Annotated in this window: 29 protein-coding genes; 24 read left to right on the forward strand and 5 right to left on the reverse strand. The window is 49.1% G+C overall.

The features are described 5' to 3' along the window. Positions 1-6 precede the first annotated feature (6 nt). The 19 genes from K0C01_RS06630 to secY are packed head-to-tail and all read left to right on the forward strand — an operon-like array spanning position 7 to position 10,155. The gene (locus tag K0C01_RS06630; RefSeq protein ID WP_221168943.1) at positions 7-492 is read left to right on the forward strand and encodes a 50S ribosomal protein L22; all 486 of its coding nucleotides are present in this window, start codon (positions 7-9) and stop codon (positions 490-492) included. Next, on the forward strand, positions 492-1,397 hold the full coding sequence (locus K0C01_RS06635) for a 30S ribosomal protein S3 (RefSeq protein WP_221168944.1): 906 nt from the start codon (positions 492-494) through the stop codon (positions 1,395-1,397). The genes K0C01_RS06630 and K0C01_RS06635 overlap by 1 nt, the downstream gene beginning before the upstream one ends. Next, on the forward strand, positions 1,394-1,600 hold the full coding sequence (rpmC, locus tag K0C01_RS06640) for a 50S ribosomal protein L29 (RefSeq protein WP_221168945.1): 207 nt from the start codon (positions 1,394-1,396) through the stop codon (positions 1,598-1,600). Before K0C01_RS06635 ends, rpmC begins: the two co-directional genes overlap by 4 nt. Then, entirely contained in the window at positions 1,600-1,950 is a 351-nt protein-coding gene (locus K0C01_RS06645; protein ID WP_221168946.1) for a ribonuclease P protein component 1, read from the forward strand. Before rpmC ends, K0C01_RS06645 begins: the two co-directional genes overlap by 1 nt. Continuing rightward, the gene (locus K0C01_RS06650) at positions 1,935-2,297 is read left to right on the forward strand and encodes a 30S ribosomal protein S17 (protein WP_221168947.1); all 363 of its coding nucleotides are present in this window, start codon (positions 1,935-1,937) and stop codon (positions 2,295-2,297) included. Before K0C01_RS06645 ends, K0C01_RS06650 begins: the two co-directional genes overlap by 16 nt. Beyond that, positions 2,297-2,695, forward strand: coding sequence for a 50S ribosomal protein L14 (locus K0C01_RS06655; RefSeq protein ID WP_221168948.1), 399 nt, complete (start codon positions 2,297-2,299; stop codon positions 2,693-2,695). The genes K0C01_RS06650 and K0C01_RS06655 overlap by 1 nt, the downstream gene beginning before the upstream one ends. Further along, positions 2,692-3,060 carry a 50S ribosomal protein L24 gene (rplX, locus tag K0C01_RS06660; protein WP_221168949.1) on the forward strand — a complete coding sequence of 123 codons (369 nt, stop codon included), beginning with the start codon at positions 2,692-2,694 and terminating at the stop codon, positions 3,058-3,060. The genes K0C01_RS06655 and rplX overlap by 4 nt, the downstream gene beginning before the upstream one ends. Beyond that, positions 3,057-3,764 carry a 30S ribosomal protein S4e gene (locus tag K0C01_RS06665; RefSeq protein ID WP_221168950.1) on the forward strand — a complete coding sequence of 236 codons (708 nt, stop codon included), beginning with the start codon at positions 3,057-3,059 and terminating at the stop codon, positions 3,762-3,764. Before rplX ends, K0C01_RS06665 begins: the two co-directional genes overlap by 4 nt. Continuing rightward, on the forward strand, positions 3,761-4,282 hold the full coding sequence (locus tag K0C01_RS06670) for a 50S ribosomal protein L5 (RefSeq protein WP_221168951.1): 522 nt from the start codon (positions 3,761-3,763) through the stop codon (positions 4,280-4,282). The genes K0C01_RS06665 and K0C01_RS06670 overlap by 4 nt, the downstream gene beginning before the upstream one ends. Further along, complete coding sequence (locus tag K0C01_RS06675) at positions 4,275-4,445, forward strand: 30S ribosomal protein S14 (protein WP_221168952.1); 171 nt, start codon at positions 4,275-4,277, stop codon at positions 4,443-4,445. The genes K0C01_RS06670 and K0C01_RS06675 overlap by 8 nt, the downstream gene beginning before the upstream one ends. Positions 4,446-4,447: 2 nt before the next feature. Continuing rightward, complete coding sequence (locus K0C01_RS06680) at positions 4,448-4,840, forward strand: 30S ribosomal protein S8 (protein WP_221168953.1); 393 nt, start codon at positions 4,448-4,450, stop codon at positions 4,838-4,840. A gap of 4 nt (positions 4,841-4,844) precedes the next feature. Next, entirely contained in the window at positions 4,845-5,384 is a 540-nt protein-coding gene (locus K0C01_RS06685; RefSeq protein WP_259372352.1) for a 50S ribosomal protein L6, read from the forward strand. Further along, positions 5,385-6,092 (forward strand): 50S ribosomal protein L32e, encoded by a 708-nt coding sequence (locus K0C01_RS06690; protein ID WP_221168954.1) that lies wholly within the window; start codon positions 5,385-5,387, stop codon positions 6,090-6,092. Beyond that, a complete protein-coding gene (locus K0C01_RS06695; RefSeq protein WP_221168955.1) occupies positions 6,089-6,568 on the forward strand; it encodes a 50S ribosomal protein L19e in 480 nt (159 codons plus the stop codon). Before K0C01_RS06690 ends, K0C01_RS06695 begins: the two co-directional genes overlap by 4 nt. Continuing rightward, entirely contained in the window at positions 6,568-7,119 is a 552-nt protein-coding gene (locus K0C01_RS06700) for a 50S ribosomal protein L18 (protein WP_221168956.1), read from the forward strand. The genes K0C01_RS06695 and K0C01_RS06700 overlap by 1 nt, the downstream gene beginning before the upstream one ends. Beyond that, complete coding sequence (locus tag K0C01_RS06705; protein WP_221168957.1) at positions 7,116-7,757, forward strand: 30S ribosomal protein S5; 642 nt, start codon at positions 7,116-7,118, stop codon at positions 7,755-7,757. Before K0C01_RS06700 ends, K0C01_RS06705 begins: the two co-directional genes overlap by 4 nt. Next, entirely contained in the window at positions 7,757-8,221 is a 465-nt protein-coding gene (gene rpmD, locus K0C01_RS06710) for a 50S ribosomal protein L30 (RefSeq protein ID WP_221168958.1), read from the forward strand. The genes K0C01_RS06705 and rpmD overlap by 1 nt, the downstream gene beginning before the upstream one ends. 2 nt (positions 8,222-8,223) lie before the next feature. Then, positions 8,224-8,709, forward strand: coding sequence for an uL15m family ribosomal protein (locus tag K0C01_RS06715; RefSeq protein WP_221168959.1), 486 nt, complete (start codon positions 8,224-8,226; stop codon positions 8,707-8,709). A 3-nt stretch (positions 8,710-8,712) separates the two neighbouring features. Continuing rightward, a complete protein-coding gene (gene secY, locus K0C01_RS06720) occupies positions 8,713-10,155 on the forward strand; it encodes a preprotein translocase subunit SecY (RefSeq protein ID WP_221168960.1) in 1,443 nt (480 codons plus the stop codon). A gap of 57 nt (positions 10,156-10,212) precedes the next feature. Here secY and K0C01_RS06725 read toward each other — a convergent pair whose 3' ends face one another. After that, positions 10,213-10,602 (reverse strand): DUF7975 family protein, encoded by a 390-nt coding sequence (locus K0C01_RS06725; protein ID WP_221168961.1) that lies wholly within the window; start codon positions 10,600-10,602, stop codon positions 10,213-10,215. A 78-nt stretch (positions 10,603-10,680) separates the two neighbouring features. Between K0C01_RS06725 and K0C01_RS06730 the strand changes: the two genes are divergently transcribed. The 5 genes from K0C01_RS06730 (at position 10,681) to K0C01_RS06750 (ending at position 14,070) form a co-directional block, all read left to right on the forward strand. Beyond that, positions 10,681-11,313, forward strand: coding sequence for an adenylate kinase (locus K0C01_RS06730; RefSeq protein WP_221168962.1), 633 nt, complete (start codon positions 10,681-10,683; stop codon positions 11,311-11,313). A 120-nt stretch (positions 11,314-11,433) separates the two neighbouring features. Beyond that, a complete protein-coding gene (locus K0C01_RS06735) occupies positions 11,434-12,339 on the forward strand; it encodes a DUF106 domain-containing protein (protein WP_221168963.1) in 906 nt (301 codons plus the stop codon). 94 nt (positions 12,340-12,433) lie between these two features. Then, entirely contained in the window at positions 12,434-12,910 is a 477-nt protein-coding gene (locus K0C01_RS06740) for a PUA domain-containing protein (RefSeq protein WP_221168964.1), read from the forward strand. A gap of 67 nt (positions 12,911-12,977) precedes the next feature. Then, the gene (locus K0C01_RS06745) at positions 12,978-13,346 is read left to right on the forward strand and encodes a nascent polypeptide-associated complex protein (protein WP_221168965.1); all 369 of its coding nucleotides are present in this window, start codon (positions 12,978-12,980) and stop codon (positions 13,344-13,346) included. A gap of 1 nt (position 13,347) precedes the next feature. Next, positions 13,348-14,070, forward strand: a complete 723-nt coding sequence (locus K0C01_RS06750) for a tRNA (adenine-N1)-methyltransferase (protein ID WP_259372353.1) — start codon at positions 13,348-13,350, stop codon at positions 14,068-14,070. Between the two features lie 31 nt (positions 14,071-14,101). On the opposite strand, the gene K0C01_RS06755 is transcribed toward K0C01_RS06750, so the two are convergent. The 4 genes from K0C01_RS06755 to K0C01_RS06770 are packed head-to-tail and all read right to left on the reverse strand — an operon-like array spanning position 14,102 to position 16,570. Beyond that, positions 14,102-14,656, reverse strand: coding sequence for a DUF6517 family protein (locus K0C01_RS06755; protein WP_221168966.1), 555 nt, complete (start codon positions 14,654-14,656; stop codon positions 14,102-14,104). A 43-nt stretch (positions 14,657-14,699) separates the two neighbouring features. Then, positions 14,700-15,011: a transcription factor S gene (locus K0C01_RS06760; protein ID WP_221168967.1), complete on the reverse strand. Its 312-nt coding sequence runs from the start codon at positions 15,009-15,011 to the stop codon at positions 14,700-14,702. Between the two features lie 51 nt (positions 15,012-15,062). Next, the gene (locus tag K0C01_RS06765) at positions 15,063-16,145 is read right to left on the reverse strand and encodes a DUF5787 family protein (protein ID WP_221168968.1); all 1,083 of its coding nucleotides are present in this window, start codon (positions 16,143-16,145) and stop codon (positions 15,063-15,065) included. Beyond that, on the reverse strand, positions 16,145-16,570 hold the full coding sequence (locus K0C01_RS06770; RefSeq protein WP_221168969.1) for a bis(5'-nucleosyl)-tetraphosphatase: 426 nt from the start codon (positions 16,568-16,570) through the stop codon (positions 16,145-16,147). The genes K0C01_RS06765 and K0C01_RS06770 overlap by 1 nt, the downstream gene beginning before the upstream one ends. Positions 16,571-16,629: the final 59 nt, after the last annotated feature.

Genomic DNA, 16,629 nt, shown 5'->3' on the forward strand with positions numbered 1-16,629 from the left:
TCGGATATGGGAATTAATTACAGTGTTGAAACAGATCCGGAGGTCAACGCCAAAGCGATGCTCCGGGAACGGCATATCAGTCCAAAGCACAGCAAGGCAATTGCTCGTGCTATCAAGGGCATGACTGCCGGAGAGGCATACGAGTATCTTGAAGATGTCATTGCAGGCGAGCAGTCGGTACCATTCAAAGAGCACAACAGCGGTGTCGGTCATCGATCTGATATCGATGGCTGGGACGCTGGTCGATATCCTGAAAAAGCAAGTGAGGCTTTCCTTGATCTTCTCAAGAACGGCATTGCAAATGCTGACCATCGAGGATTTGACGGTGAATCGATGATCGTCTCTCACGTTGCTGCACATAAGGTAGGCGAAATCCAAGGCCGAAAGCCCCGAGCAATGGGTCGGGCATCGGATTGGAATACGCCAGAGGTCGACGTTGAGCTCGTCCTTGAAGAGCAAGAAGATGACTCCGAAGAAGGAGGTGAAGAATAATGGCGGATGAACAACAATTTATCCACGACGGACTGCAACGATCTCAGATTGACGAATTCTTCGATGAAGAACTTGGTCGAGCTGGATACGGCGGAATGGATGTTGCCAAGACGCCGATGGGAACTCAAATCGTCCTCAAGGCTGAAAAGCCAGGGATGGTCATCGGAAAGGGTGGCGAGAATATCCGAAAAATCACCACCGAGCTTGAAGAACAATTCGGACTTGAAGATCCACAAGTAGATGTTCAAGAGGTAGAAGAACCTGATCTCAATGCTCGAATTGTCGCTGACCGGCTTGCAAACGCACTAGAACGTGGTTGGTACTTCCGAAAGGCTGGCCACACGACACTTGAGCGAATTATGGACGCTGGCGCGCTTGGTGCCGAGATCGTCCTATCCGGAAAGGTAACTGGTGCTCGAGCTCGTGTCGAAAAGTTCTCTGCCGGATACATCAAACATAATGGTGAGCCAGCAGAGGAGATTGTCGACTTTGGACAGTCTGTTGCTGTCCTAAAGCTCGGAACCATCGGTGTTAATGTCAAGATTATTCCACCGAATGCTCAGTTGCCAGACGACTTCCAAGTCGCTGAAGACGCTGATACGAGTGACCTAGAGCCGGAAGACGCTGAAGCAGAAGGTGTTGAAGACCTACTTGTCGATGACGTCGATGAAGAAGAAGTTGAAGAACTCGAAACGGCTGCACAGGAAGCCGAACCAGAAGAAGAGCCTCCAGCTGAAGAGGTACTTGAAGAAGAAGTTGCGTCTGAAGAAGAGTTCTCTGATCCGGATCTTCCATCCGGAGAAGAGGATATCGAAGAAGAATTGGAAGAACTCGATGAAGATATCGAAGAAGAGGCAGAGGATCTTATGAGTGACATGGATGATGAGCCAGGTGATGCACAATGACAATCCTGCATCCATCTGAAATCCGGGACATGACGCCAGCAGAACGAGAAGCGGAACTTGAGGAACTTGAGACTGAGTTGCTCAACTCGAAGGCCGTTCAGGCCGCTGGTGGTGCTCCGGAGGATCCAGGTCGGATCAAAGAGATTCGACGAGCGATCGCACGGATTAAGACCATCCAACGAGAGGAGGGTGATCTAGAATAATGCCCCTGACTCCTGAGACGCTTCCGCGACATGAACTCATTGGCTTGCAGGTTGAGGTAGTCGATGCTGCCGATAAATCTTACATCGGAATTCAAGGAGAAGTGGTCAATGAGACAAAACAGACTCTATCCATTGAGGATGCGTCTCAGGTTTGTCAGGTGCCAAAACAATCCGTTACGTTCAAATTCACGCTCCCAGATGAATCCGTCGAGTTCCGAGAGGACTCGAGGACCACATCCAAACTGAACGGCGAGGATGTGGCCTACGTTACGGTGGATGGCGAGCGATTGCTCTCACGACCCGCACAACGAACGGAAACACAAGGTGATACATTATGGGAATCGGATTAGATGTAACAACCCCTCCGGAACCAGAAAACACGGAGGAATACGATTATGAGAAGTGTCCGTTTTATGGCGAGCTCTCTGTTCGGGGTCAAACCCTAGAAGGAGAAGTCGTCTCAACGGACATGGAGAAGACAGTCGTTGTAGAGCGAGAGTATGATGTCTATGTACCGAAATACGACCGGTACATGAAACGACGGTCTCGAATTCCGGCACACGTGCCGGGCGTACTTTCGGGACTGTCTGTTGGTGATGAAGTGAAGATAGCTGAATGTCGCCCGCTCTCAAAGACAAAATCGCATGTCGTTGTTGAGGTACAGTCCTCAGACGACGACAGTGGAGGTGAACAATAATGGAAGCAATTAACGCAGATGTAACACAGGGACTTGAGAAGGGTTCGTTGTTGAATTGCGCTGACAATACTGGAGCCCGTGAGCTTAAAGTCGTTAGTACACACGGTTACTCGGGGACACTTAACCGACACCCGAAAGCCGGGCTTGGCGACAAAATCACGGTCTCTGTAACGAAGGGTACGCCGGAAATGCGACGCCAAGTTCTTGAAGCCGTAATTATTCGTCAGCGTAAGCCGATTCGTCGGCCAGATGGACGCCGCGTCAAATTCGAAGACAATGCAGCTGTCATTATTGACGACAATGAAGAACCACGCGGTACCGAGATTAAAGGCCCAGTTGCCCGAGAAGTAGCGGAACGATTCGGAACTATCGCAAGCACAGCTACGATGATAGTATGAGCAAGCAACCACACAAACAGCGAAAAGAGGTAGAAAGCGCACCGCTTCACAAGCGGCATAAGCAGCTCCGCGCAACGCTTTCGCAGGAGCTTCGCGATGAGTATGACACACGAAGCGTCCGAGTCAATGTAGGCGACACGGTTGAAGTCATGCGTGGTGACCACGCTGGCCATGAGGGTGAAGTTGTTAATGTCGATCTGAAGGATGCCGTCGTTCATGTTGAAGAAGTAACTGTCGAGACAGCAGACGGAGAGCAGGTTCCTCGACCTGTTGACGCATCAAATCTCCGTGTCACTGATCTCGAACTTGACCGGGATCCAGAACGTGAAGCGCGCATTAGCAGTGAAGAAGGTGAGAATGAATGACTAACCATCAAAAACGACTTTCGGTTCCAAAAGCGTGGCCCGTCGACCGTAAGACGGATACTTTCACTGTCAAAGCAGATGCTGGTCCCCACGGCGAATCCGGCGTTCCGTTAGTCATTGTACTACGGGATGTGCTCGGATATGTCGACTCTACGAAGGAGGCCAGATACGCTATTAGTGAAGGCAATGTCAAGGTCAACGGCGATGAAATTCAGGATGAAGGCCGTCCAGTTGGAATGTTCGACATCCTCCAATTCGAGGAGCGCGACGAATATTACCGTATTTTCCCAGACGAGGGCGGACGACTTTCGCTTACACCAATTGACGCCGATGCTGCAGCAAGCAAACTCGGCCGGATTGTTGGTAAGCGACACGTTCCTGGTGGAAACACCCAGTTGACCCTTCATGACGGGCAAACGCTTCTCGTTGACTCCGAGGGGTACAGTCCGAAGGACTCTCTTGTCCTTCAGAATGATAATAACGAGATTGTAGCGCACTTCCCATACGAGGAAGGTGCACTCGTGACATCCGTTGAAGGAGCGCACGCCGGTCGAATTGGTGAGATAATCAATATTGAAGTAACTTCTGGTAGCGCTGACAACATTGTCGTGGTCGAGGATCTTGACGGTGAACGCTTTGAGACAATTGAAGAATACGTTGTTGTCATTGACGAAAACTTCATCGAAGGAGGTGACGACGCATGAGTGAGTCCGAATTCCACGAAATGCGTACACCAAACGTTGAGAAAGTAGTCGTTCACATGGGTGTTGGTGAAGGAGGTCGCGAGCTAAACAATGCTGAGGAAATCCTTGAAGATGTTACTGGACAAACGCCTGTCCGAACTCAGGCGAAGATATCTGAACCAGACTTTGACATCCGCCGGGGAGATCCGATCGGTGCAAAGGTAACCCTTCGTGGTGACCAAGCTCACGAATTCCTTGAGACGGCTCTTCCAATTGCTGATCTGTCATCTTCACAGTTCGATGAGACCGGAAACGTGAGCTTCGGAATTGAAGAACACACCGACTTCCCGGGTCAGGAATATGATCCAAACATCGGGATTTTTGGTCTCGATGTGACTGTCAACCTGGTCCGGCCGGGGTATCGTGTCTCACAACGAGATCAGAAAACGCGATCGATTCCGTCGGATCACCGTCTGAATTCCGAAGATGCAGTTGTTTTCCTCGAACAAGAGTTCGACGTGGAGGTAACCGATGACTGAAAGCACAGAAACAGGCGAAAAAGCCGCGAAGCGCACCGAGCAGCTACGGACCTGCAAACGATGTGGTCGTAAGCAGGGATTGGTTGGAAAATATGATATTTGGCTCTGTCGGCAGTGCTTCCGCGAAGTCGCCCGAGATATGGGATTCAAGAAGTACAGGTAATCATGACATCAGACACACCACTCAGCAACGCTCTCTCTGGGTTGGATAACGCTGAGAGCGTTGGTCACTTGACGTATACAGTATCGCCCGCCTCGAACGAGATCGGCAGCGTACTTGAGGTCCTCTACGACCGAGGGTACATTGCTGGATTCGAGTATATCGATGACGGTAAGTCCGGTCAGTTCGAGGTCGAACTAAAAGGCGCAATCAACGAGTGTGGGCCCGTTAAGCCCCGATACTCTGTTGGTTCCGATGAATTCGAAAAATGGGAGAAGCGCTATCTCCCTGCTCGAGACTATGGTGCGCTCATCATAACGACAAGCCATGGAATCATGAGTCACTACGAGGCTCGTGAACAAGGCATCGGAGGCCAAGTGATTGCATACGTATACTAAAACAATGATTCGAACAGAACTACAAATTCCGGATGAAGTCAGCGCAGAGGTCGATCACCTTGATCTGACTGTATCTGGGCCAAACGGCGAAGTCACTCGACGACTCTGGTACCCAGATGTTTCGGTGTCCGTCGATGACAGTGCAATTGTCATCGAGGCTGAGAGCGATGACGCCGAGTCACAGGCAACTGTAGGTACCTTCGAGAGTCACATCCGAAATATGTTTGAAGGTGTGACTAACGGATGGGAGTACGAGATGGAAGTGTACTATAACCACTTCCCAATGCAGGTTTCTGTTGAAGGCGACCAGGTAGTTATTGAGAATTTCCTTGGTGAAAAGTCGCCTCGGCACATCGACATTCACGGTGAACACACCGAAGTCGAGGTAGATGATGAGATGTTGCATGTACGCGGTCCAGATAAGGAAGCCGTTGGTCAGACAGCAGCTGACATTGAACAGATGACGAGAGTCAATGACAAAGACGTCCGTGTTTTCCAGGACGGAATTTACATTACGAAAAAACCAGGAAAAGGTGGTGCATAAATGCCCGACGAAGATCTCACACAGATTAGCGGTGTTGGCGACGCGAAAGCAGAGTCGCTTCGAGAGGCTGGCTACGAGACAATTGAAGATCTCAAAGCAGCGTCTCAGGATGAACTTGCTGAAGTTGATGGTGTCGGAACGGCACTTGCTGCTCGTATTAAGGCTGATATCGGAGATATCGAAGTCTCCGAAGAGACGGAAGCCGAAATTGAGGATACTGAAGAAGATGTAGAAGAAGAGGAAGAAGTTCCAGAAGATGTCGAAACGGAACTTCAGCCACGGGGACTTGTCGACAAAACTCCTGAATTGTCTGATGAAGAAGAGCGACTCCTAAATGAACGTGCTTCGACAAGTCAGCCAAAATTCAACCGTCAAGACCACCACAAGAAAAAGCGAGTTCCGACATCTTGGCGGCGTCCTCGTGGTGATCTTTCGAAGCAGCGACGATCCATCAAAGGCAAAGGTGACACCGTCAAGCCTGGGTTCCGAACCCCAAAGGCGGTGCGCGGCAAACATCCAAGCGGATTTGAAGAAGTGCTGATTCACACACCATCTGAGCTTGATGATATTAATCCAGACAAAGAAGCTGTCCGGATTGGATCATCTGTTGGTGGTCGAAAGCGAGAACGCATTGAAGAACGAGCAGAGGAGATGGAAATCCGCGTTCTCAATCCAACTTACGAAGAAGTCGAGGTGACTGAAACATGACTGATCTGAGCGCACAGAAACGTCTTGCGGCTGACGTCCTTGGCGTCGGTAAAAACCGTGTCTGGCTTGATCCAGATGCACAAGATGAGCTTGCTGATGCAATTACACGCGAAGACATCCAAGAGTTGGTCGATGATGGTACCATCAAAGCAAAATCAGCATCCGGGAACTCCCGAGGCCGAGCACGAGAGCGAGCTGATAAGCGCGCATACGGCCACAAGAAGGGGCCTGGATCCCGCAAAGGTAAAGCTGGTGCTCGTCAAGACTCCAAGGATCAGTGGCGACGAAAAGCTCGTGCGCAGCGACAGACACTCCGGAACCTCCGCGACGATGGGATAATTAATCCGTCTCAGTATCGCGAACTGTACCGAAAGTCCCGCGGTGGAGAGTTCCCAGATGTCCGTCGACTGCTGAATTACATTGAAGAAACGTATGACATTGAACTTGATCGACAATCTATTCGAGGTGACGCATAATGGCGACAGGACCACGATATAACGTTCCGATGCGACGGCGACGTGAGGTCCGGACCGACTACCATCAGAGGTTGCGCCTGTTGAAATCCGGTAAGCCACGTCTTGTGGCGCGTGTTTCTAACAAGCACGTCAGGGCGCAGCTGATCACTCTCGGTCAGGACAGCGACAACACCGTCGTGAGTGCATCGTCCGAAGATCTTGCAGAGCATGGTTGGGAAGCGCCGACAGGTAATCTTCCAAGTGCATATCTAACCGGCCTTCTTGCCGGCAAACGTGCACTTGAGGCTGGATACGAAGAAGCAGTCCTTGACATTGGACTGAACAGCGCTACACCAGGAAGTAAGGTGTTCGCTGTTCAAGAAGGTGCAATTGATGCAGGACTGGAGATTCCACATAATGATGACGTGTTGCCTGAGTGGCGACGAAACCGCGGTGAGCACATCGCTGAGTACGCCGAACAGCTTGATGAAGCGTTGTACGGTGGAGAGTTTGACGCGACCGAACTTCCAGAACATTTTGACGAAATCCGAGATAAGCTACTTGAACTATGAGCACGGCACAACAGAACGACGGATGGCAGCCAACAACTCGGCTCGGCCGGAAAGTCAAAGAAGGCGAAATTGAGACCATGGAAGAGGCCCTCAACTCAGGCCTTCCAATAAAGGAACCTGAGATTGCTGATCAGCTTCTTCCTGATCTTGAGGATGAAGTGCTTGATATCAACATGGTACAGCGGATGACTGACTCTGGCCGACGAGTCAAGTTCCGCTGTGTCGTTGTTATTGGCAATCGCGATGGCTACGTTGGCTATGCTGAAGGCCGCGACGATCAGGTCGGGGCTGCTATCCAGAAGGCGATAGGTATTGCAAAGCAGAATATCATTTCCGTTGAGCGGGGAAGTGGGTCCTGGGAAGATCGACCTGGTGGAACCCACTCGCTTGCACGCAAGGCGACTGGCACTGCCGGTAGTGTCACTGTCGAGCTATTCCCAGCTCCTCAAGGACTTGGCCTTGCAGCGGCGGAGACCGCACAGAAAGTTCTAGAACTTGCGGGCATTGAAGATGCTTGGACGAAGAGTCACGGCAGCACTAGAACAACTGTGAACTTCGCTAAAGCAACGTTCAACGCTCTTGAAAACGTTTCGCGGTCACGAACACCACCAGCACGACAAAGAGAGGTGAATGAATAATGCAAGCAGTTATTCAACTTCGTGGCGAGATTGATCTCAGTGAAGAGATGGTCGACACGCTCCGTATGCTCAACCTTCATAAGCAGAATCACTGCACACTGGTACCTGAAACCGAGAGCTACCGTGGTATGATTACGAAGGTACATAATCACATCGCATACGGAGAACCAAGTGTTGATGCAGTTGAAATGCTGCTTACCCGTCGTGGTGAGCCCGATCAGGGCGACGCAGATATTAACGATGAGTGGGTAGACGAGAATACAGACTATGACTCCGTAGCGGACCTTGCAGAGGCACTTCATGCTGAAGAAACCACACCACAGGAACAGGGGATCTCTCCTGTATTCCGGCTTCACCCGCCTCGTGGTGGACACGATGGCGTCAAGAACCCGGTCTCTGATGGTGGACAGATTGGAGAGCATAGCACTGAGGAAATTGACGAACTCTTGGAGGCAATGCGATAACAATGACTAGTAAGAAAAAACGTCAACGCGGATCTCGAACACACGGTGGTGGCTCACACAAGAATCGACGTGGCGCTGGCCACCGTGGTGGCCGTGGCAAAGCAGGTCGTGACAAACACGAAAAGCAGAATTACGAGCCTCTTGGTAAGCATGGCTTTACTCGTCCAGAAGCAGCACAAGATGAAGTTTTAACCGTTGATGTTCAGACACTGGACGAAGACGCTGCGCTTCTGGCTGCCGAAGATATTGCAGAGGAAACCGACAGCGGATACCGAGTTGATGCTCGAGATGTTGTGGACGATGGATATGAAGCTGACGCGGTAAAGGTTCTCGGTAATGGCCAAGTTCGATCAGAACTCACCGTTATTGCTGATGCCTTCTCTGCCAGTGCTCGTGAACTTATCGAGTCCGCCGGTGGAGAAGCAGTCCTTTCTGATCGGGCTGAAGAAAAATCGGAAGACGTATCTGAAAACGAAAAACAGGACTAACCAATGGGATGGAAAGAGGCAGCTGAACCGGCGCTTTCGCGAATGCCCGTCGTTCGCCAGCCTAAAAGCCACGTTCCATTCCGGCGAAAGCTGGGATGGACGGCTGGCGTACTACTCCTATACTTCTTCCTGACAAACGTCGGGCTATGGGGGCTGGCTGACCAAGTCGACTTATTCGGTGAATTCCGAACTGTCCTTGCCGGTGAACAAGGATCGCTGATGCAGGTTGGTATTGCCCCAATTGTCACTGCAAGCATCGTACTCCAGTTACTTAGTGGGGCAAATCTCTTGGGTCTTGACACTACAGACCCCCGTGACCAAGTCCTTTATCAGGGGCTCCAGAAGGTCTTAGTGCTAGTTGTAACGCTATTGACCGCTATTCCGATGGTCTATGCTGGATTCCTTCAGGCTGGCTCAGTCGCTGGATTCCCTGTCTGGATGGTTGAGCTCCTGCTAGTCCTCCAGATCTTTGTTGGGGGGGCCATGATCCTGTACATGGATGAAGTAATCTCAAAGTGGGGTGTCGGTAGCGGTGTCGGTCTGTTTATTGTCGCTGGTGTCAGCCAACGACTCATCGGTGGATTCCTCAGTCTTGAAGAAGGATTCTTTGCTGACTGGTTCAGCATCCTTACTGGACAGACTGAGGTCCAGCTTACAACAAGTGAAGGTATCTGGACACTACTCTTTACCACTGGACAGATTGTTCCGCTACTCACGACAGTTCTAGTCTTCGTGATTGTCGTCTACTCTGAATCTGTCCGGGTGGAGATCCCACTTAGCCATGCCCGTGTCAAGGGCGCGCGCGGTCGCTTCCCAGTGAAGCTCATCTACGCAAGCGTCCTGCCGGTCATTCTGGTCCGTGCTGTACAAGCAAACATTCAGTTCCTTGGCCAGATCATCGACCGAGTCTTTGATGGAGCGCAACCCGGGTGGATTGCTTCCTACACAGCGGAAGGCCAGATTGATGGTGGGTTGTTCTATTATTTGTCTCCAGTTTATCAGCCGGAAGACTGGATGTGGTGGACAGGACAACTTGCTGCGGATGTCCAGTGGTGGCAGGCACTTGTCCGCTTAGGGTTTGACTTCACCTTCATGATTGTTGGTGGTGCAATATTTGCCATCTTCTGGGTTGAAACGACGAACATGGGACCAGAATCAACTGCAAAACAAATCCAGCGCTCTGGTATGCAAATTCCTGGCTTCCGTCAGGACACCGGCGTCGTTGAGAAAGTCATGGAGCGATACATCCCACAAGTAACCGTTCTTGGTGGTGCTCTGGTTGGATTCCTTGCTGTCTTGGCAAACATGCTTGGCACCATTGGGAACGTCTCCGGTGAGGGACTACTCCTGACTGTCTCAATTACATACAAACTCTATGAGGAAATTGCCGAAGAGCAGATGATGGAGATGCATCCGATGATGCGCCAGATGTTCGGCAACGAATAACAACTTCCAACCCTATACTATTTCTTTCTAACCATTCTTTTTGTTTGATAGCTTTAGCTAGATTTCTGCTACCCAAAGACGATAGTCCTCATCCTGCTCGTACACACGTTGGAAAATTATATCGATAAACTCTGCAAGACGCTGGTCATCTGTGTATCCTTGAATTCGGATATTGATTCCCTCTGCATCTTCTGGTTGCGTTTGCTCTGTAATAGAGAGTTCAGGATACGTCTCTAGCACGTCTGTTAATTGCTCTCGCTCCTCTGGAGTACAATCAAGATTCAGCAACCCATCAACCGCTCGGTACTGTACCCATGCCAGTGTCTTTTCTTCTGTTTGTTCGGCTTCAAATGTGCAATACTGACTTTCACGAACTCGATGCGCATCGATAGCCTCAACAATCAAACTCTGTCGTTCTGATGATGAGCTTCCGGCAAACTGTGACATATTTTTTCGGTTGTTATTGTTGATACAAGTCTCCGCCGATTCGTACAAAACTATAAGGTAGTATCTATCACTCAGTATATGAGCAAACCGAAGCTCACATTGCTTGGTGCACCGGGTGCAGGTAAAGGAACACAGAGTTCAAATCTCGTTGAGGAGTACGATATTGATCACATTACAACGGGTGACGCACTCCGTAATAACAAAGACATGGAAACAGAGTACGGGACTCCGCGTGAGTATATGGAGGCTGGTGAACTTGTGCCTGATCCTGTTGTTGACGAAATCGTTGAAGCTGCGCTCGCTGATGCTGACGGATTCGTACTTGATGGATACCCTCGAAATCTTTCTCAGGCAGAGCACTTGGAATCGATCACTGACCTTGATGCGGTTGTCTACTTTGAGGTAAGTGAAGATGAACTCCTAACTCGACTTACTGGACGCCGTGTCTGTGATAACTGCGGTACAAATTATCATGTCGAATACAACCCGCCAGAAGAAGAGGGAATCTGTGATGAGTGTGGTAGCGATCTCATACAGCGTGATGATGACACAGAGGAGACAGCAAAGGAACGTCTTCGTGTCTTTGAAGAAAACACAATGCCTGTTGTTGAGTACTTTGAGGATACTGACTCGTTTGTAACTGTTGACGGTGAACAGGCTCCTGATGAAGTATGGGCCGACCTTTGTGATGCTGTAGAGGCACAGTTCTAATCGCTATCTGATCGCCAGAGGAGCACCTTTGCGGTCTTTGACCTGTCATGTAGACCGCAATCAGATTTTTTCGTAAGGAAAGCAAAAGGCTTCAATAGCGACGTTGTCTACCGTCAAATAATGCCACGAACAGCTGAGAAAGTACGCAACTTGCTTGAAGATGGCGAAGAGATGGAAGAGGCTCTTCGCACAGTGAAGCAGGCTGCGGATGAAAATGATGGAGAAGTTGCGTGGGAAGACGTTAATGAAGAGATTGATAGCGGTCAGTGGGGTCGTATCATTGAAGTTGGCATTCTCGAAAGCACGGAGAATGGTTTTCGATTTCGATACCCGGATGAAGTCGATGATATCCTTGGTGCCGATGACATTGAATCTGCAATCGACCTTGACCTGCCGGATCTCAAATTCGGTGATACTGGGTGGACCAAGTGGGACAAGGCAGCTGCGGCTACCGCTGGTGTGATGATTATTGGATACTACTTTGATCCTTTACAGAACCTTATCGGCGGTACTGTCGATATTTTCCTCGGACCGTTCGCTAATACGCTCCCATTTTTCATGGTGATCTTTATTGCAGCGCTGATCACGGCGCTGTTTTCAACGCTACTGTATTCACACCTTGTAGATGAAGAGATTATGGATGCATTCCGGACCCGTATGAATGCCATTCAGGACAAAAAACAAAAAGCACAGGAAGCGGGTGATGAGGAGGCAATCGATTACTTTGAAGATAAGCAGATGGATATGATGACCGACCAGATCGAAATGTTCAAAGCTCAGTTTCGACCAATGGCGTGGATTATGCTTCTCGTCATCCCAATTTTCCTTTGGATCTGGTGGATGGCCGGACAGGGAACCATCGGGCAAGAACAATTCGATGCTGTGTACCCAATTGCTGGTACTATCGAAGATTGGAATGACGGCATTATCGGTCCCCTACGGAGCTGGATTGTCTGGTACATCGTCTGCTCTATTAGCCTCTCTCAAATCCTTCGGAAGATGCTCAATATCCGAATGATGCAATAAGGCAACCCGTCTTTTTTGATTTCTCTTTCCCGAATCATACCGCTTTTACTCACTCCATGTCAAATTGATGTATAAATAATAGTGGACGCACTTTATGACTGATACATCCCTCACACAATCTGAGTTCCAGCATATACGAACAACTGCAGACTATCAATTTGGCAGCGGTGCTGGTCAATCCCTTTTTCCGGACCGGACGGAATTACGTGTCCGACGAACCCGATCTGATCGCATTTCACAAGTTCACACTGAAGAAACCCGACTTGTTACACAGCGAACCGATGGCCGGTTTACACTTTCTGTCGCTGCTGGTCGTCGTCTTCTTGCCGCTCAGGCCCCGCTAAACAACTGTGTTACCGTAGGCAATGAAAGCGTCCCCTATGTCAAAGATGGGAAAAATGCGTTTGCAAAGTTCGTAACGGATGTCAATGACGAGGTTCGAGATGGCGACGAGGTACTTGTCGTTAATGATGACGAACTTCTTGGAGTTGGCCGTGCAGAACTGTCTGCTGATGCAATGCGGGCATTCAAGACGGGGATGGCGGTTAAAATCCGAGAAGGATCCGGATAGCACTGCCTCTGCATTTTTGCTACTCTTTTGCGTTAGGTATATGCCCGAGGGCCTCCTCCAACTATATATGTTCGGAGGCGGCGGTGGCGGACTAGATCCGCGCAAGATGGAACAAATGATGAAACAGATGGGAATCGATGTTGATTCTGTTGATGCAACAGAAGTAATTATTCGTGTTGATGAGGATACGGAACTTGTTTTCGACTCCCCACAAGTTACGAAGATGGACGCTCGAGGACAAAATACATACCAGGTTGTTGGTTCTCCCGAAGAACGAGACCGTACCGACACAGATACCCAAACCGAAACAGTCGACATTCCTGATGAAGATGTTGAAATGGTTGCTATGCGAGCCGATGTTGATGAGGAAACAGCTCGCGAGGCGCTTAAACAAAATGACGGCGACTTAGCTGCTGCCGTCGCTGAATTGGAGTAGTGTGACCGTATTACTCGTTCGTGAGAACCGTGAATACCTCCTTAATCCTGGGGATACCCTAGAAACGGATCTAGGAATCCTTGAACTTCCTGAGGATATCTCCCCGGGAGATACTGTTGAGACACATCTGGGTAAAGAATTCATTGCTCAACAACTTCGGGGTCCTGATCTGTTTGAGCATTTCGAACGCACCGGTGCCCCAATGATCCCGCGAGATATTGGGCTTATCCTTGGAGAAACTGGAGTATCTACAGGCGACAGAGTCCTTGATGCTGGTACTGGGACTGGGGTGCTTGCTGCATATTGCGCGCGTTCTGGCGCATACGTGACCACTTACGAAATTGACCAAGAGTTTGCTGACGTTGCGCGCGAGAATATGGAGCTTGGTGGAGTCTCTGATCGCGTTGATGTTCGGACAGGTGATATTGTTGATGCAGTCTCTGCAATTACTGACCAGTATGATGTACTCACGCTTGATACTGCAGATGCCCCCGAGGTAATAAAGCATGCTCCAGACGTAGTTGCTGAAGGCGGAGCAATTGCTGTTTATACACCATTTGTTGAAGATGCTAGAAATGTCGCTGAAACTGCTAATGATGTCGGGCTACGAAATATTGAAACTGTAGAAACAATCCAACGCGAGATGGACTTTGACGATCGAGGCTCTCGTCCTTCGACCCGAGGCGTTGGTCATACAGGATATATTACCTTCGCCCGCCACTAGTTCTTTGTAACTACAATCAACTGGTCTCCCTTTAGGCTGTGTACCTAATCAACTCCAGTAATTCGTCTCTATACTGCTTTGTATTTTCGTCGAGTCCAACTAGCTCCAAGTCTGTTGGATATGCTCCTCCCGCAATAATAAACCGTTCATCTTTCCAAACGCCCGTGTATCCTTCTGCTGGTACTAACACCGTGTCACTGTTGTATCTCCCTGTATAAGGAATGAGAGTCGCTTTTGATCCGGTGTTAACACTCATTTTCTTGGACTTTCCTGTATCAATTTGCTCGAAGCCCTGTTGCTGAAATCGTTCAGCAACGGACTTCTTCACTTCTGATACAATCTTTGACTTGATAATTCTCCCCGCACCTGGTGGAAGTCTTGGAAAAAAGCTCAATTTTGTCGCAAAGAACACACGTGAGAGATTATCACCTGACTGTCTTTTGATTTGACTTCGTAGTCTTTCATCTTCATACACAAGTGTATATCCATCAACGTGGGCAATTTCAAGGTCGAATAGTCGTTCCTTTCCTTCGTCCGTTTTCTGCCATCCTTCAAGTTGCTCTGAAGGTACCCTCGGCTTATCCATTTGTTATCCAATAACACGTCTGGACGATATTGAAACTAGCCTGTTAGTGGTCGTCTTCCCGCCACTTGTGCTCGCACTCTGTACAGACGAAAAATCGGGTCTCAGATTCGTCAGCCGCACGAATCTGTTGCATATACCAGTGTGCTCGGTTATTCCCACACTCTGGACACTCAGTCTCTGTCGTAGGCAATCCACTATCTGTCTCTCCGGTCTCGATCACTTCACTCACTTCTTGATCATCTGTTATAACGTAATCAGCGTCAGGATCTTTTGGCTGCTTGTTGCCACAGCTACTACAGATCCACAACTCGTCTTCGGCTTTCATCATTGATCCACATTCGTCGCAGAATTCCATACTTACACGTAGAACTTATCGAATTTTAATTTGCTTATTTCGAAATAACTACTATTCATCGTTCGAATGATGCTCACGACTACGCTGTCGCCGCTGCTCCAATATTTCCTGGAACCTTATCCCTGGTCCTCCCGATATTGGCCAACCTTGTGTCCTCCACTGTGGAGGTTCCGGCTCAAATTCCTTACAGCTTTGTTTGCATTTCCGTGACCGCTGACAAGGTCCATAGTACTTACAATCTGGTAACATCCCGCCGGAGTATTCTTGTAACTCAAAATGTTTGCAGTCAGGTTGCATTATATCAATATATGACCGCCATCCTCGGGCATATACTCTTTCTGCAATTTCGGCTCTCTGTTGCTCTTTCCATTCGAAAGAAGCATACGAGAACTCACATGTGGGTTTATTTTGGTCGTCTGACAGATGCTTGATCCGCGTTCCTACTTGATCTACGGCTAATTGACGAGGGTACCAGTGTACTTCAGCTGTCATTTGTGATGGATTAAATGTCATTGCACCTGCTTCAACAGGGAGGTCTGCAAACAGTACTGGTTCAGTCTCATCCTCAGTTACTCGTGTTGCTACCCATGCTTCATCAGCTAGTCCTAATGCGATATCGTGTTTCAATTGGGCTGTTAGATTCTTAGCAGCACTTGCATCTAAATCCGGTTTATTTTCAATTGCAACAATCCGGTCGATCCACGACGGATACTCCCACTTTCTCCGAATCTCTATTTTGTTGCTTTGCTTTCGTGTCTCTATAGTACCCCAGTTTGCTAGCCGATGAATCTCTTCACGAATATATCGCCACGGATACTCTGGCTCCGGAAGTGCTTCTCGATACCATGCCCATGTTTGAGGTGCATTCTTTAGTATATGCAGCTGTTGTTGGTCAAACTCTTGTGATCCAAACTTGTTTCGTTGCTGTAACTGTTCGCTGGTTGTCTTGACAAGCACAGTGTCCCAGCGGCGTCTCTTTGTTCCAATCTGTCTTCCAACGAGAAATTTCTCAGAACCGTCACGGCTTGGTGGCCAGTTTTGTTCTGCCCAAAGACAAATAGCAAGTTCAAACGAGAACTCCTGGTTCCAATCAATACGGCTACTTCTCCGCTCTTTTGTTGGGTTGTCTCTCATCACCGATGTTCTTTGTCAATAAACCGATGGGCCTTCTTGAAAATCTCCTTGGGACCATCTTGTGTAATCGTGTTTACTGCTTGTTCGTAATCTCTCCACTGGTGATCTCGATGTTCTTTCGATAACTCCGCGGACGCCTCAAACGACTCAGCAATAAACAGATGTACCGTTTTGTGAATTGTCTTTCCACCTGCTTGAAACACATAGCTGTAGTCCTCTCTAAATCCATCCAAGAGCCGGAACTGTTCAATCCCAGTCTCTTCTTTTACTTCTCTGATAGCGGTTTGCTGTAGTTCCTCATCATTTTCAACGCCTCCTTTGGGAAATTCCCAGTCACCCGGCCGACTTTTCAAAAGTAAATACTCACGTTGTCCCCGGGTATCTCGAAAAAGAATTGCCCCAGCACTCGTTGCATCAACTGCCATTTATCATATATAATATACCGACGGACAAGAGGATACCGGACTATGTGCTGTAGTTCGTA

The sequence above is a fragment of the Salinarchaeum sp. IM2453 genome, from assembly GCF_019693215.1.
GTDB lineage: Archaea > Halobacteriota > Halobacteria > Halobacteriales > Salinarchaeaceae > IM2453.

Coding starts and splice junctions, on each gene's coding strand:
- K0C01_RS06630 (WP_221168943.1), top strand. CDS start 7: ATGGGAATTAATTACAGTGTTGAAACAGATCCGGAGGTCAACGCCAAA.
- K0C01_RS06735 (WP_221168963.1), top strand. CDS start 11,434: ATGCCACGAACAGCTGAGAAAGTACGCAACTTGCTTGAAGATGGCGAA.
- rpmC (WP_221168945.1), top strand. CDS start 1,394: ATGACAATCCTGCATCCATCTGAAATCCGGGACATGACGCCAGCAGAA.
- K0C01_RS06700 (WP_221168956.1), top strand. CDS start 6,568: ATGGCGACAGGACCACGATATAACGTTCCGATGCGACGGCGACGTGAG.
- K0C01_RS06635 (WP_221168944.1), top strand. CDS start 492: ATGGCGGATGAACAACAATTTATCCACGACGGACTGCAACGATCTCAG.
- K0C01_RS06765 (WP_221168968.1), bottom strand. CDS start 16,145: ATGAGAGACAACCCAACAAAAGAGCGGAGAAGTAGCCGTATTGATTGG.
- K0C01_RS06725 (WP_221168961.1), bottom strand. CDS start 10,602: ATGTCACAGTTTGCCGGAAGCTCATCATCAGAACGACAGAGTTTGATT.
- K0C01_RS06770 (WP_221168969.1), bottom strand. CDS start 16,570: ATGGCAGTTGATGCAACGAGTGCTGGGGCAATTCTTTTTCGAGATACC.
- K0C01_RS06685 (WP_259372352.1), top strand. CDS start 4,845: ATGATTCGAACAGAACTACAAATTCCGGATGAAGTCAGCGCAGAGGTC.
- K0C01_RS06675 (WP_221168952.1), top strand. CDS start 4,275: ATGACTGAAAGCACAGAAACAGGCGAAAAAGCCGCGAAGCGCACCGAG.
- K0C01_RS06760 (WP_221168967.1), bottom strand. CDS start 15,011: ATGGAATTCTGCGACGAATGTGGATCAATGATGAAAGCCGAAGACGAG.
- K0C01_RS06670 (WP_221168951.1), top strand. CDS start 3,761: ATGAGTGAGTCCGAATTCCACGAAATGCGTACACCAAACGTTGAGAAA.
- K0C01_RS06740 (WP_221168964.1), top strand. CDS start 12,434: ATGACTGATACATCCCTCACACAATCTGAGTTCCAGCATATACGAACA.
- K0C01_RS06645 (WP_221168946.1), top strand. CDS start 1,600: ATGCCCCTGACTCCTGAGACGCTTCCGCGACATGAACTCATTGGCTTG.
- rplX (WP_221168949.1), top strand. CDS start 2,692: ATGAGCAAGCAACCACACAAACAGCGAAAAGAGGTAGAAAGCGCACCG.
- K0C01_RS06655 (WP_221168948.1), top strand. CDS start 2,297: ATGGAAGCAATTAACGCAGATGTAACACAGGGACTTGAGAAGGGTTCG.
- K0C01_RS06650 (WP_221168947.1), top strand. CDS start 1,935: ATGGGAATCGGATTAGATGTAACAACCCCTCCGGAACCAGAAAACACG.
- K0C01_RS06665 (WP_221168950.1), top strand. CDS start 3,057: ATGACTAACCATCAAAAACGACTTTCGGTTCCAAAAGCGTGGCCCGTC.
- K0C01_RS06755 (WP_221168966.1), bottom strand. CDS start 14,656: ATGGATAAGCCGAGGGTACCTTCAGAGCAACTTGAAGGATGGCAGAAA.
- K0C01_RS06705 (WP_221168957.1), top strand. CDS start 7,116: ATGAGCACGGCACAACAGAACGACGGATGGCAGCCAACAACTCGGCTC.
- K0C01_RS06745 (WP_221168965.1), top strand. CDS start 12,978: ATGTTCGGAGGCGGCGGTGGCGGACTAGATCCGCGCAAGATGGAACAA.
- secY (WP_221168960.1), top strand. CDS start 8,713: ATGGGATGGAAAGAGGCAGCTGAACCGGCGCTTTCGCGAATGCCCGTC.
- K0C01_RS06730 (WP_221168962.1), top strand. CDS start 10,681: ATGAGCAAACCGAAGCTCACATTGCTTGGTGCACCGGGTGCAGGTAAA.
- rpmD (WP_221168958.1), top strand. CDS start 7,757: ATGCAAGCAGTTATTCAACTTCGTGGCGAGATTGATCTCAGTGAAGAG.
- K0C01_RS06715 (WP_221168959.1), top strand. CDS start 8,224: ATGACTAGTAAGAAAAAACGTCAACGCGGATCTCGAACACACGGTGGT.
- K0C01_RS06695 (WP_221168955.1), top strand. CDS start 6,089: ATGACTGATCTGAGCGCACAGAAACGTCTTGCGGCTGACGTCCTTGGC.
- K0C01_RS06690 (WP_221168954.1), top strand. CDS start 5,385: ATGCCCGACGAAGATCTCACACAGATTAGCGGTGTTGGCGACGCGAAA.
- K0C01_RS06680 (WP_221168953.1), top strand. CDS start 4,448: ATGACATCAGACACACCACTCAGCAACGCTCTCTCTGGGTTGGATAAC.